This is a genomic window from Kitasatospora sp. NPDC052868 (assembly GCF_044547105.1).
Lineage (GTDB): Bacteria > Actinomycetota > Actinomycetes > Streptomycetales > Streptomycetaceae > Kitasatospora.
Genome location: NZ_JBITZW010000012.1, coordinates 238,650 through 252,334, shown reverse-complemented (window position 1 = coordinate 252,334; position 13,685 = coordinate 238,650). Strand labels below are relative to the sequence as shown.

The 13,685-nt window shown below is 70.0% G+C and carries 11 protein-coding genes and 1 pseudogene; 7 read left to right on the top strand and 5 right to left on the bottom strand.

Annotation, left to right across the window (positions count from 1 at the left end):
• Positions 1 to 77: 77 nt before the first annotated feature.
• Complete coding sequence (locus ACIGZJ_RS22190) at positions 78 to 1,004, top strand: SAM-dependent methyltransferase (RefSeq protein ID WP_396458823.1); 927 nt, start codon at positions 78 to 80, stop codon at positions 1,002 to 1,004.
• 34 nt (positions 1,005 to 1,038) lie between these two features.
• Positions 1,039 to 2,148, top strand: a complete 1,110-nt coding sequence (locus ACIGZJ_RS22185; RefSeq protein WP_396458822.1) for a hypothetical protein — start codon at positions 1,039 to 1,041, stop codon at positions 2,146 to 2,148.
• A gap of 1,025 nt (positions 2,149 to 3,173) precedes the next feature.
• Here the strand turns inward: ACIGZJ_RS22185 and ACIGZJ_RS22180 are convergent.
• Positions 3,174 to 3,308: a hypothetical protein gene (locus ACIGZJ_RS22180; RefSeq protein WP_396458821.1), complete on the bottom strand. Its 135-nt coding sequence runs from the start codon at positions 3,306 to 3,308 to the stop codon at positions 3,174 to 3,176.
• 262 nt (positions 3,309 to 3,570) lie between these two features.
• On the opposite strand from ACIGZJ_RS22180, the gene ACIGZJ_RS22175 reads away from it, so the two are divergent.
• Both ACIGZJ_RS22175 and ACIGZJ_RS22170 read left to right on the top strand, forming a co-directional pair.
• Positions 3,571 to 3,837 (top strand): hypothetical protein, encoded by a 267-nt coding sequence (locus tag ACIGZJ_RS22175; RefSeq protein WP_396458820.1) that lies wholly within the window; start codon positions 3,571 to 3,573, stop codon positions 3,835 to 3,837.
• A gap of 342 nt (positions 3,838 to 4,179) precedes the next feature.
• A complete protein-coding gene (locus ACIGZJ_RS22170) occupies positions 4,180 to 6,063 on the top strand; it encodes an amino acid transporter (protein ID WP_396458819.1) in 1,884 nt (627 codons plus the stop codon).
• 132 nt (positions 6,064 to 6,195) lie between these two features.
• Here ACIGZJ_RS22170 and ACIGZJ_RS22165 read toward each other — a convergent pair whose 3' ends face one another.
• From ACIGZJ_RS22165 to kdpB, 4 genes are all read right to left on the bottom strand, one after another.
• A complete protein-coding gene (locus ACIGZJ_RS22165) occupies positions 6,196 to 6,747 on the bottom strand; it encodes a hypothetical protein (protein WP_396458818.1) in 552 nt (183 codons plus the stop codon).
• A gap of 316 nt (positions 6,748 to 7,063) precedes the next feature.
• Entirely contained in the window at positions 7,064 to 9,037 is a 1,974-nt protein-coding gene (locus ACIGZJ_RS22160; protein ID WP_396458817.1) for a ricin-type beta-trefoil lectin domain protein, read from the bottom strand.
• Positions 9,038 to 9,401: 364 nt separating this feature from the next.
• On the bottom strand, positions 9,402 to 9,620 hold the full coding sequence (locus ACIGZJ_RS22155; protein WP_396458816.1) for a universal stress protein: 219 nt from the start codon (positions 9,618 to 9,620) through the stop codon (positions 9,402 to 9,404).
• Between the two features lie 159 nt (positions 9,621 to 9,779).
• Positions 9,780 to 11,981 (bottom strand): potassium-transporting ATPase subunit KdpB, encoded by a 2,202-nt coding sequence (gene kdpB, locus ACIGZJ_RS22150; protein ID WP_396458815.1) that lies wholly within the window; start codon positions 11,979 to 11,981, stop codon positions 9,780 to 9,782.
• 248 nt (positions 11,982 to 12,229) lie between these two features.
• Here kdpB and ACIGZJ_RS22145 point away from each other — a divergent pair.
• The 3 genes and pseudogenes from ACIGZJ_RS22145 to ACIGZJ_RS22135 all read left to right on the top strand — a co-directional run.
• A pseudogene (locus ACIGZJ_RS22145) lies at positions 12,230 to 12,435 on the top strand (cation transporter); the annotation flags it as partial.
• Positions 12,436 to 12,600: 165 nt separating this feature from the next.
• Entirely contained in the window at positions 12,601 to 13,155 is a 555-nt protein-coding gene (locus ACIGZJ_RS22140) for a universal stress protein (RefSeq protein ID WP_396458814.1), read from the top strand.
• Between the two features lie 7 nt (positions 13,156 to 13,162).
• A complete protein-coding gene (locus tag ACIGZJ_RS22135) occupies positions 13,163 to 13,570 on the top strand; it encodes a hypothetical protein (protein ID WP_396458813.1) in 408 nt (135 codons plus the stop codon).
• The last annotated feature ends 115 nt before the right edge of the window (positions 13,571 to 13,685 follow it).

Here is a 13,685-nt window from a genome sequence, read left to right as displayed (position 1 = left end):
TCGGCCTTGACCACACGGCTTCGGGGCAGGGTCGGCAACCGGCGCATACAGCGCCGCGAGGGCGGCGGAGAACTCTCATGACAGCTGACAGCGGGCAGATCCCCTATGAGGTCATCAACGGTCCCGTGGCGGACCCGTATCAGGTGCGGGTCGCAGAGACCTACAGCGACGCCCCACACCTGTGGCAGGACGTGATCGGCCCGGGCCTGTGGTTCCAGTTCGGTGTCTACGGCCAGGCCGACAGGTCGGCCCCCGAGGACGAGTACCCCGAGTCGCTGGACGCATCCGGGCGCCGCCACCTCGAACGACAACTGGACATCGCCGGGCTGACCGACCACGGCAGAGTGCCTGGGCGGATCCTGGACGTCGGGTTCGGCTGGGGCGCGACGCTGGAGCACCTCGCCCGCCGCTTCCCCCAGTGCCCCCGACTGGACGGCGTCAACATCAGCCCCACCCAGACCGAGTACGCCGCCCGCCGGATGGTCGCGCTGTCCCTCGCCGACCGCGTGAGGCTGTACCTGTGCAACGCTCAGGACCTGTGGCTCCTGCCCGATTCGGAGCAGCCCTACGACCTGGTCCTCATGCGCGGGAGCATCACCCACTTCTCCGCCGGACTGCTGGATGCGACCCTTCGCGCGCTGGCGTCCAGGATGAGCAGGGGAGGAAGGCTCGTCATATCCGAGAGCCTGTACAACATTCCTCTTCAGGACTACACCTCTGCTCTGCCCGACGGTGAGGACCGCCTCGCCTGCGGCCACCGCAAGACTTTGAACCTTCTGGCCGATGCGCTGTCGAGGAATTCCTTCATGCTCCAAGACGCCCGCAGACTGCCCGCCGACGAGGACGTCATCCACTGGCTGCAGGACGTGCGGGCCAACATCGAGCGGGTCTTCCCGCAAGAGATCCCCAAGGCGTTCAGAGAACTACGCGACGCGGCCGTCAACCTGACAGCAGCTCTGCACGAGGAGACCTATTCCGTCTACAGCATCATCGCGTCCCGCTGACCGGTTCTCCCCCCGCGTGCGAAAGGGGGCTCTCATGCCCGCTGCCCCGTCCGGCGATCCGTCCACGCAGCCGCCCGCCGCCCTCCGGCTTCCCGCGTTCTACTGCCCCATTCCCCGCGCGGTCCATCCCGGCGCTGACGAGGCCGACGCCCACACCATCACCTGGCTGGACCATTTCGGGCTCTTCTCCAGCCAGTACCAACGCGACCGGATGGCCACCACGCACTGCGGCCGGCTCGCCGCCTTCATGGCCCCCTTCTGCCCGTCATTGGCCCTGCTCAAGGTCTACGCGGACTTCTGCACCTGGGCCTTCGCCTTCGACGACGACTTCTGCGACGAAGGCCCTCTGCGCTTCCACCCCGCCGAGCAGGCCGACGCCTTCGGACGTATGCACCGCGCCATCGAGATCCCCGAATACCCCCTGGACGAGGCCGACAACTACGCGATGGCCCTGCGCGACATCCGCGTCCGGATCGACGCCCACGCATCCCCCGTCCAGGGCGACCGCTTCGCCGAGTGGATGCGCAACTACTTCATGATCGAACTGCGCAAGTCGGGCAATTCTGCACGCGGTATCCGCCCGAACCTCCCCGACTACGCCGTCCACCGGCTCTACGGCGGGGGCGGAATGGTATTCCCCCACATGCCTGCCGCCTTCGAGAACATCGACCTGCCCGCCGCCACCCGTGCCCGGCGAGACATCCACGCCCTCACCGAGATGGCCGCAACCGTCGTCACCTGGGACACCGACTTCTTCGCCTTCGTCAAGGAGCGAGAACGCACCAACGACGGCAACAACCTCATTGAGGTCGTCGCCGCCGAATACGACCTCCCCGTCGACGACGCCCTCAGCTCAGCCATGGCCATGCGCGACCGCGTCATGTGCCTGTATCTCAGACTGGGAGAAGCGGTCCGCGCCGAGGCAGACCCCTCACTCCACCGCTACAGCACCCTGCTGGATCACTATGTACGCGGATCCCTCGAATGGGACCACGAAGCCGCTCGATACCCCAGATACCTCCGCTCCGACGGCACCCTCCCCGTCACTCTCGCAGGCTGGACCGACCACCCCAGCAGCGACGACGCCACACCCCTGCCCATCCGCTCCATCTCCTGGTGGTGGCACCACGACCCCCTCGGATGACGACAGGAAGGGTCCGTTGGCGCAGGGAAGGGGACACGCCTGGGACACCCTCTGCCCCTGCCAGGCGAGCAGCCGCAGGCCCGGTCGGTCCTCGTCTTCGAGCTGGACGCACCGGGATACCCCGCGGCGGCCAGAGGCTCACCTGGCTCTGCCGAGACCTCTGCCTGCCACTGCCAATCCGCCGTCGGCACCGACCGGCCGTGGTGATCCCGGCTGACCGCAGGCGTGACAACGGGCCGATGGCCAGCAGTCAGCTCACCCGCGGCCCTACCGCCCTGATTCCGACTGCCCGCTCCGCGGCCACGTCCGGCGAGTGGGCCGCCGCACAGATGCTCCACCTTTGCGAGGACAGCGTCCCCATGTCCGTGCTCGCCGCGCCAGCCACCTGGACGACCAGACTCCGGTCACGGGAAGCCGCCAAAGCTGGCCGCAGCCGGCTTCTCACTTCTGGATGCTGTTGGTGATCTTCACCGGTGAGGGTGAGATTGCGAAGATCAGAGGCCGCTGAGTATGTCTGCCTGTTGTCCTGGCCCGGTGGTTCGGGCTGTTTGGAAGGGGTGGGCTGCGGTGGCGATGGGGTGTTGGTCCGGGCGGGAGATCCCGCCGTCGACCGCGCGGATAGCTCGGGCGAGCAATCCGCGCGGCACTGCGGCGATGCGGGTTCGGGACCATCTGGACGGTCTGTTCACGGACAGCGGTTTCGGGGAGTGGCATACCGCCGACAAACGTCGTGGCCTGTCGCCGACCCGTCTGGCGAAGGCTTCGGTGTTGCACAGTACGCGGAGACCCTCACCGACCGGCAGGCCGCTGAGGCCGCCCGGTGCCGTCTGGACTGGAAATTACTGCCTGGGGCTGGAGTTGGACGATCCGGGTTTCGACGGCCCGAGCTTCTCTCCTCACGACCCGGAGGGGTCGTTCCCGGAAGTCGCTGATGGCCGCGAGCAGATCGGGCCAAAGGCAGCGGTGCGAGCCCACCAGGGCTGATCCCGACGTCGCTGCCCGCCCAGCAGGCGCTGCTGCGTGCCTTAGACCGTCATGGCGCCGCCGCTGGGCAGGTGCGGCTCGGCGATCGCGTCCACGACCTCCGCGAAGTGCCGCGGATCCGTCGGGCTGGAGCGGCATTTGGTCCGTGCAGTCTGCTTCGGCGGTGAGGCGGCCATCGAGGAACGGGTCGGCTGATCCGTCGCGCTGTGGATTCGGCCGTCTGCGTCCCGCTCCGGCGTCAGGGTGATGTCAGCAGCCGCACGGGCGGAGTCAAGGAAGTGTCAGGGGCGGTCGGTAGCTGCCCGCATCGGACTAGCGTCGGATGTCCGAGTCGTGCAGCCCCGTAGGGATCGGGGCAGCACGACGAGACGCGCAGGCGTCGACCCGGACCGGCTTTCCTGCCGTATCCGAGGACGCCCTACCGGAGGTGAGGTCCAGGTGACCGTTCTCAGTGGCTTCCAGCGTCGGCCGTTCCATGTCGGCACCCGTGCCCGGGAGTCGGCGGGGGCGGCCCTGGCAGCGGTCCTGCGCAGGCTCGCGGACAGCCCGCTGGACAGTAGTGTGCTCCAGGCCGTGGGCGGGGCGTCGGGCTCCGGCGCGGCCGGCGGCGCCCGTCGGAGCAGCGGGATGAGTGCCACCTGGCGATCCGTCACCGGCCCGGACGGTGTCGGGCGGCTCGAGACCCACTGGGAAGCCGACCGCTGAGCAGGCCTGCGGCGTCCTCGGCGGTCGCCGCCCCGCGCGTGGCTGCTGCGACGTCGGTGCGGGGCCGGGCCGCCTGCGGTGCGCGCGATCGACCCGCCGTGCACCCGGAGCAGCCGTGTGGCCAATGGGGGGGTGTTCCGCCGTTGCGGTGACATCCGTCCGGCGTTCCGCGGTCTGATCATCTGAGTCGCATACCCTGTCGCCTTGCCGTCGGCCCGACGGTGAGGCGGTTCGAGTCTGTGACAGGGGTGCGGCGTGGCTTCGTCGGGTTCAGCCGGTCCGGGGGCAGTCCTGTCGGGACGGCAGCGCTTCCGTGCGTGGTTGCTGGAGGGCTTGGCCGACATGGCCAAGCAGCATCCGGGGCCGCACGCGCAGGCGCCCGTCGAGCACAAGGGTGCCCGCTGGTGGCGGGTGATGTGCCTGACCGGTCTGGACTACTTCTCGACGCTCGGTTACCAGCCGGGTATCGCCGCGCTGGCGGCCGGCCTGCTGTCCCCGGTGGCGACCGTCGTGCTGGTGCTGGTCACGCTGTTCGGCGCGCTGCCGGTGTACCGGAGGGTGGCGAAGGAGTCGCCGCACGGCGAGGGCTCGATCGCGATGCTGGAGCGGCTGCTGTCGTTCTGGCAGGGCAAGCTGTTCGTCCTCGCGCTGCTCGGCTTCGCCGCCACCGACTTCATGATCACCATCACCCTGTCCGCCGCCGACGCCACCGCGCACCTGGTGGAGAACCCGCACCTGCAGAGCGCACTGAGCGGCAAGCAGGTGCTGATCACGCTCGTCCTGGTCGCGCTGCTGGGCGGCGTCTTCCTCAAGGGGTTCAGCGAGGCGATCGGCCTGGCCGTGGTACTGGTCGCGATCTACCTCACGCTGAACGTGGTCGTCGTCATCACCGGACTCTGGGAGGTCCTGCAGTCCCCGCACCTGGTCAGCGACTGGTCGGACGCGCTGACCGCCGAGCACGGCAACGCGATCGCGATGATCGGCGTCGCTCTGATCACCTTCCCCAAGCTGGCGCTCGGCCTGTCCGGCTTCGAGACCGGCGTCGCGGTGATGCCGCACATCGAGGGCGACCCGGAGGACACCGAGGAGCGGCCGACCGGCCGGATCCGGGGCGCGCGGAAGCTGTTGACCACGGCAGCGCTGATCATGAGCGTCTTCCTGATCACCACCAGCTTCATCACCACCCTCCTGATCCCGAAGGCGGCGTTCGAACCCGGCGGAGAGGCCAACGGCCGCGCCCTCGCCTACCTCGCGCACGAGTACCTCGGCAACACCTTCGGCAGCATCTACGACCTCTCCACCATCCTCATCCTCTGGTTCGCCGGCGCCTCGGCGATGGCGGGCATGCTCAACCTGATGCCCCGCTACCTGCCGCGTTACGGCATGGCGCCGCACTGGGCGCGGGCGGTGCGGCCGATGGTCATCGTGCTGACCCTGATCGCCTTCCTGGTGACGTGGATCTTCGACGCGAGCGTCGACGCCCAGGGCGGCGCGTACGCCACCGGCGTGCTGGTGCTGATCTCCTCGGCCGCGATCGCCGTCACCATCGCCGCCCGCAGGGCCCGACAGCGCAACTGGACCGTCGGCTTCGCGGTGATCGCAGCGGTCTTCCTCTACACCACGGCGGTCAACATCGCCGAGCGGCCGGACGGCGTGAAGATCGGCGCCTGCTTCATCGCCGCCATCGTCCTGGTGTCGCTGCTCTCCCGGCTCAAGCGGGCCTTCGAACTCCGCGTGACGGACGTCGTGTTCGACGAGGCCGCCGAGCGGTTCGTCCGCGACTACACCCACCGCCCGCTGCGGCTGATCGCCAACGAGCCGGACAACCGCGACCTCGCGGAGTACCAGGAGAAGAAGCGGCAGATCCGGGTGGACAACGACATCCCGGCCGAGGACGACCTGGTCTTCGTCGAGGTCACCGTGCTCGACCCCTCGGAGTTCGAGGCGGTGCTGACCGTCCGCGGCGAGGTGATGCACGACCGCTACCGGGTGCTCTCGCTGGAGAGCTCCAGCGTGCCGAACGCGCTGGCGGCGCTGCTGATCCAGGTCCGGGACCGGACGGGGCAGCAGCCGCACATCTACTTCGAGTGGACCGAGGGCAACCCGTTCGCGCAGTTCCTGCGGTTCTTCCTGTTCGGACAGGGCGAGGTCGCGCCGGTCACCCGCGAGGTGCTGCGCGAGGCCGAGCCGGACCGCAACCGCCGCCCCCGCGTCCACGTCGGCTGAGCGCGCGGGAGCCGGAGACCACCACGGCCTCCCGGGCCACCCCCTGGTCCGGGCGGCCGGGTGACGGCGGGCGGTGCAGTGGCGGGGCGGCCACTCCGGCGGAACCCGATCGGCCACCCGTGACGGATGGCGCTACGACAGCCCCGACCGGTCGGCCTGCCGTGCCTCCGTCACCGCTCTGCTCACCCCGTTCCTGGTCGCCAGGCCCTGCGGCCGTGCCAGCCGTTCCACCACACCGGCCAGCCAGTCGTCGTCGGCGAGCCGGTGTGCCTCGCCCGCGTCGACCGTCTGCGTCAGCAACTCCTCCAGGACCGCGAGCTCCATCAGCGGGTACCGGCGCGGGTGGCGGTCGAAGAAGACCGCGTGGTCGTCGTAGGGGGTGCGCACCGTCATGCGCAGGTAGCCGCCGCCGCGTCCGTGGAAGGGGCCGGGCAGGCCGCCGAGCAGGCCTATCAGGGTGACGTTCCCGCCCCTGCCCGGGTACCTGCCGCCCAGGACCAGCGTCATCCCCGACATGATCCGGTGCCAGGGGATCACCTCCTCCCCGGAGTCACGCGCATGCGCGTGCAGGCCGTCCGCGCCGAACTCCACCCAGGCGCCACCGCCCGGCCGGCCGACGTCCCCCAAGATCCAACGGCCGTCGACGAGTTCCAGCGGGCCCAGGGAAGTACTTGTCTCGTTCACGCGCCTATTCTCGATCATGGATTCCTCAAATTGCACCGCATTTGTCGTCGGCGCCGGCTCCCCGAAGTGGCGGGGGCCGCCGGCGCGCGGTCGGCGGGGCTCGATGAGCTCCCGTCGATCGTCCTTCAAGCGGGTCTCCCCGATCCCCCGCATCGGATGGGCGTCCTGATGGCCACTCACCGAGAGGCGTTCCGGCCCTCTGGAAAGGACCTGGGGGCGCCAGCCGAGCGGCTGGCGCCCTTTGGCTTGGCTCTGGCCGGCATGAGGGGCGGGCGTCCTCGGCCTCATGCGCGGACAGGGCTTATGGGTTGGCGATTCAGTGGAGCTGGAAGGACCACTCCTGCTTCCAGCCGCCCTCGCAGGTCCACACCCCGAGCTGCTTGTGGTCGGAGTCGTGGGTGAGGCAGTTGTCGTCGTCGATCTGGATCCGGTACTTGCCGTTGCCGAGGCTGACGAACTGCCACTTCTGGTTGGAGGTGTTGCCCCACGCCTGCTGTTCGGCGACGTAGGTGTCGGGGTTCTCGGTGAGGTTGTACCCGAGGTCGTTGACGATCCGGTAGCGGTCCCCGCCCAGCGGCTTGATCGTCCAGGTGGACCCCTTGTACCCCAGGAGCCCGCCCAGGATCGGCGCTCCCCAGCTCGCGGTCTCGTTGGGTGCCGTCGCGCCCAGCCCGTTGGAGAGCTTCAGGAACAGCGGCCGCTCGGTCGGGATGCTCGAACCGCCGCCGCCCGTCGGGGGCTTCGGGTTTTTGGGGTCCGTGGGAGTGCCCGGTTCGGCGGGCGTGATCACGCCGCCGGAGGTGGATTCGAGTACCCATTCCTGCTGCCAGCCCCGCTTGCAGGTCCACACGCCGAGCTGCTTGAAGTCGGCGTCGTGGGCGAGGCAGTCGTCGTCGGAGATCCGGATCTGGTACCTGCCGTTGCCGACTCCGGAGAGTTCCCACTTCTGCTGGGAGGAGTTGCTCCACGGCTGGAGTTCGGCCATGTAGTTGCCGCTCTCGGTGAGTTCCAGTCCGTAGGAGCTGGTGATCCGGTAGCGACCGCCGCCCACCGAGGCGACCTTCCACTTGGACTCGTTGCCGCCCCGGATCCCGGGGACGACGGAGGCGCCGGCGGAACCGCTGAGCGGGACGGCGCCGAGCCCGTTGTCGAGCTTCAGGTACACCTCGGCGCCGTTGTTGCCGGGCGTGGTCGGGTTGGTGGTCGGCGGGGTGCCGCCCCAGGCCCAGTTCTGGTTGGGCGCGTCCCGGTTGGTCTCGGAGCCGCAGGCCCAGGCCGCCACGGTGCTGCCGTTGGCGGTCCGGCCGCTGAAGTCGTCGATGCAGACGTCCTTGGACCGGTCGTCCTGGTCCGTCATGTGCCGAAAACCGCCGCTGGCCGACATGTTCCAGCGCTGACCGGGGATCTCCAGGCAGTCCCAGACCTGGAGCTTGGTCCCGTTCCCGGTCTTGTTGGCCTCCAGGTCGAGGCACTTGCCGTTGGCCGCCCGGAGTTTGTACCCGTTGTAGGTCCACTTCTGCGCGTCGCCGCCGTTGCACTCCCACATCTGCACGGGGGTGCCGTTCGCGGTGCCGTTGCCGCTGACGTCCAGGCAGGCGTGGTTGCCGGCGCTGGAGTCCGGGGTGAGGCTGCCGGTCCTGGTGCCGTAGCCGGACCGCGCGGGGAAGTGGATGGTGCGCACGTCGCCGTCGCACTTGTAGGGCCGCGCGGTGCCCGACCGGCAGGTCCACGGCTCCTTCTTGACGCTGTCGCCGTCGTTGCCGACGAACGCCCAGTTCATGTACCCGCCGTCGCCCCGGTTGCGGAAGGTCGAGTCCCCCTGGAAGACCCAGATCCGGAACTTGTCGTATCCGGAGGGCTCCTTCTTGTCCTTGTCCATGAAATGGTTGAGCTTGTAGGTGGTGTCGAGCAGCACCCCCTTCATATCGGCCTTGTGCTCGTTCGTGAACCATTCGGTGTCGTAGAGGTCGGTGCCCACCGTCTTGAACACCATGACGTTGAACCCGGGGAACTTCTGGCTCAGCTTCGTCGCGGTGCTCTGGGTGAACTCCGCGTTGTCCAGCTTGTTGGCGTTGGCGGCGCTGTGCATGAGCTTGATCATGTCGAACGTGGAGCTGATCAGCGAGCTCATGCAGTTGCCGCCGCCCGGTACGGCAGGGGTTCCGCAGGTCTTGTCCACGGGGGCGGCCGCCATCGGCGCAGCTTGGGCCTGCACGGTCAGGCCGGAGACCACCGCGACGGCGGCGACCCCGCAGGCGGCGGCGCGTTTCAGGCGGGACAGGATTTCCACGTCAGGATCGTCTTTCTGTTCGGCTCGGAAGAGTATTTCTTCTCGACAAAGACGGATCGTAGACCCCGGAAATCGACGTCCCGTGATTCCTTGCGGCATCCATACGGCAGGGTCGGGAGGTCTGCCCTTTCGTGCACCGTCCCGGGCTCTCGCGAATTGCGGAGCCATTCGCAATGCCGGCGGCTCGGAGATTGTCGCCGGTCGGCCGTCTACCCGGGAGGTGCCTGGCTGTCACGCCTTTGGCGGATCAAGCCGGCAAGGGCGAACGAATCGAACAAGCCCCCACAGTGCAGAGATCCCGCCCGATCACCTGGATCGGACGGGATCTCGTGACCATTCACGGTCCCCACTCGTGAGCGGCCGTTCAAGCCCGGGAGGAATCCCCTATGGTGTCCAGACGCCTGCGGGCGGCGTGTTCGAGCTCGGAGAGAGGTCGCAGTCCGTCGCGCTCGGACGGTTCCCAGGCGGTCAGCGGGACGAGCGCCGCCGAGCGCCGGGCGGCCTCGTCGACGGCGCGGTACAGGGCCGCGAGGCTGCTCAACGACCCGTTGAGCCCGACGATCACCCGTGTGGTGCCGGCCATGGCCGCTCAACTCCCTCTCGTCCTTCTCGGCGTTCCGTTGCCTCCAGTGAAGCCCGCCGCGGCGGCGGGGGAGCGGTTGCTGACGGTGCCCTGACGACCGGCGCGCACTTCTTGACGTGGCCTTGATGGCAGACGGATCCCGGATGCCCGGTCCCGTCGTCAGTCGAGGCCGGGCACGAACTGGATGAGCAGGTCGATCGCCTTGATGCCGAGGAACGGGAGGACCAGGCCGCCGAGTCCGTAGACGCGCAGGTTGCGGCGGAGCAGGTCGGTGGCGTTCGCGGGCTGGTAGCGGACGCCGCGCAGGGCGAGCGGGATCAGGGCGACGATGATCAGGGCGTTGAAGATGATCGCGGAGGCGATGGCCGAGGTGGGGCTGTGCAGGCCCATGATGTTGAGGTGGGCGAGGCCGGGGTGGGAGGCGGAGAACATCGCGGGGATGATCGCGAAGAACTTGGCCACGTCGTTGGTGATCGAGAAGGTGGTCAACGCCCCTCGGGTGATGAGGAGTTGCTTGCCGACCCGGATGATCTCGATCAGCTTGGTGGGGTTGGAGTCGAGGTCGACCATGTTGCCGGCCTCCTTGGCGGCCGGGGTGCCGGTGTTCATCGCGACGCCGACGTCGGCCTGGGCGAGCGCGGGGGCGTCGTTGGTGCCGTCGCCCGTCATCGCGACCATGTTCCCGGCGGCCTGTTCCCGTTTGAGGTAGACGAGTTTGTCCTCGGGGGTGGCCTCGGCGAGGAAGTCGTCCACCCCGGCCTCGGCGGCGATCGCGCGGGCGGTGAGCGGGTTGTCGCCCGTGACCATCACCGTGCGGATGCCCATCCTGCGCAGTTCGGCGAAACGGTCGGCGATGCCGTCCTTGACGACGTCCTTGAGCTCGATGACGCCCAGCGCCCGGGCGCCGTGCCGGTCGTGGACGGCGACCAGCAGCGGGGTGCCGCCGTCGGCCGAGATCCGGTCGACGACGCCCCTGGCCTCCATCGGCAACCGCCCGCCGCTGCGCACCACCCAGTGGGCGACGGCGCTTGCGGCGCCCTTGCGGATCAGGCAGGTGGCGCCGTCGGGCCAGGCGAGGTCGACGCCGCTCATGCGGCTCTGGGCGGTGAACGGGACGGTGGTCTGTTCGCCGAGTTCACCGTTGGCGCGCGGCGGTGTCCAGTACTGGCGGTTGGTCAGCTCGATGACGGAGCGGCCTTCGGGGGTCTCGTCGGCGAGGGAGGCGAGTTGGGCGGCCTCGGCGAGCTGCTCGACGGTGGCGCCGGGGAGCGGGTGGAGGGCGGTGGCGCGCCGGTTGCCGTGGGTGATGGTGCCGGTCTTGTCGAGCAGCAGGACGTCGACGTCGCCGGCCGCCTCGACGGCGCGGCCGGAGAGGGCGACGACGTTGCGCTGGACGAGGCGGTCCATGCCGGCGATGCCGATCGCGGAGAGCAGGGCGCCGATGGTGGTCGGGATGAGTGCGACCAGCAGGGCGACCAGGACGACGCTGGTCTGCGGGGCGCCGGCGTAGATGGCCATGGGCTGGAGCGAGACCACGGAGAGCACGAAGACGATGGTCAGCGAGGCGAGGAGGATGTTGAGGGCGACCTCGTTCGGGGTCTTCTGCCGGTTCGCGCCCTCGACCAGGGCGATCATGCGGTCGATGAAGCTCTGACCCGGCCGGGAGGTGATCCGGACGACCAGGTGGTCGGAGAGGACGCGGGTGCCGCCGGTGACGCTGGTGCGGTCGCCGCCGGACTCGCGGATCACCGGCGCGGACTCGCCGGTGATCGCGGACTCGTCCACGGCCGCGACGCCCTCGATCACCTCGCCGTCGCGGGGGATCACCTCGCCGGACCGCACGAGGACGATGTCGTGCAGCAGCAGGTGTTCGGCGGGGAGCGTCTCGTGCCGGTGGTCGGGGATGCCGGCCCGCCAGTGCAGCAGGCGGCGGGCGGTCGTGCCGGTCTGCGCCTGGCGGAGGGAGTCGGCCTGGGCCTTGCCGCGGCTTTCGGCGACGGCCTCGGCGAGGTTGGCGAAGAGCACGGTGAGCCAGAGCCAGAAGCTGATCAGCCAGGCGAACACGCTCGGGTGGACGACGGCGGTGAGCGTGGTGAGGGCGGAGCCGGTTTCCACCACCAGCATCACCGGGTTCTTTGCCATGGTGCGCGGGTGGAGCTTGCGTACGGCGGCGGGCAGGGCCTCGCGGAGCTGGCGTGCGGTGATCAGCCGGCGGCGCCCGGGTCGGGGTGCGGAGGGGCGGTGGCCCGGGTGAGGCGGCGCCGGCTCGGCGCCGGCGGCCTTCGGGCGGCGGAACCAGTCCGGGACGGGCCCGGCCGGGTCGGTGGTGGTGTCCGGTGGGGTGAGAGCCGAGCGGCGCATCAGTTCTGGGGCCTTCCGGGGCCGCTCCCAAGAGACGGGGCGGCGGTTCAGCGGCGACGGGGGAATGGAGACGCCGCACAGCGAAGCACCGGATCTCCACACGCCGTACGAGTCTTGACGCCCGCTTGGCGTGACACGGGAGGTCCTTGACACGACCCTGACGCGGGCACCTGACGGCCTGTCGGACGCAGGGTCACCGGGGCGCGGCCGGGCCCACTCGGTGACGTGACTGCCGGACACCACCCGCCGCGCTCATCGGCTTCGGCCTGGACTCGATCATCGAGGTGTCCTCCGCCGCCCCGTCGCCTGGCAGTTCTCGGCCCGCGACCACGCCGTGCGCGAGGCCAGGGAGAAGACCGCCCTGCGGATCATCGCCGTCTCCTTCTTCGCCCTCGCCGCCTACGTCGCCGTCGACTCGATCCGGGCGCTGGCCGGCACCGGCGAGGCCGGCCGCGGCACGCGTCAAGACCGCGTTCGGATAATGGTCGGCCGCGTCAGAATCCCGTCAAGGCCACGCTGATCGGCCGTCCCCTGCGGCTTGGCTGGAAGCGGCTGAAGAACAGCCGAGGACAGGGCGCGTGAAGAAGACGCGTGAGCCGCAGCGGCGTGAGGACAGGACATGAACGGCAGCCACCGGAACGACGAGCGGCCACAGGGCCGTGTGGTGGTCGGAGTCAGCGGCTCCCTGGGCAGCCTGGCCGCCCTGCATCGTGCGGTCGCCGAGGCCCGCCGCACGGGGGCCGAGGTCGTTCCCGTACTGGCCTGGGAGCCGCCGGGCGGCGAGCTCGGCTACCGCCGCTCCCCGTGCCCGCCCCTGCTCGCGGCCGTGCGGGACGCCGCCGAGCAGCGCCTGCGCGACGCCCTGGACACGGCCTTCCCCGGCAGCGGACCGGGCGTGCCGATGCACCCGCTGGTGGTCCGCGGTGAGACCGGACCCGCGCTGGTGCAGACCGCCGACCGCCCCGAAGACCTCCTCGTGGTGGGCCGGAGCGGCGGCCTGCTGCGCCGCCGACTGCGGCACTCCGTGAGCGCCTACTGCACGCGGAAGGCCGGCTGCCCGGTCCTCGCCGTCCCACGGCCGGGGTTGCAGCAGGAGCTGGAGTCGCTGCACCGGCGCAACCAGTGGCACCTTCCGGTCGGGCCCGCGCCCGAGCTGGTCCGCGCGAAGGGATAGGCCCGCCGTGCGGATGTACTCGGCCCGCCCCGGCGGCCACCGCTACCACCCCGTGCTGGACCGGCTGCCCGTCGCGGCGTCGGGCACGGTGACGCTGGTTGCCGGCGGTGCCCTGGCGCTCGGCCTGGGCAGGCTCGGTGAGCTGCACTCCGGCTGGTTCGCTTATGCCGCCTACGTTGGGCTGAGCGCGTTGGTCGGGGCCTTGTCCCGGCCCTCGGCGGCACCGGTGATCGGCATGGCCGCCTGGTTGTGCTGCAACGCCTTCGCCGAGCACAGCCACGCCGAACTCGGCTGGTCCGGAGCCGGCGCGGAGAGCGGCCACTACGCGCTGTTCACCGCGGCCGCCCTGCTGCCTGCTCTGCCCGCGGTTCTGCCGCGCCGGGCAGTCAGGGTCGACCGGTTGCCGATCGCCTGATCGTCGTACGTGTCCCGGTGCAGCCTTCGCCCGAGGGGATCTCACCCTCGGGCGATCCGGCCCTGGTGCCCGGATGGCCTGCGCTGTCGCGCCGGCGAACGACGCCGTGTCGGAG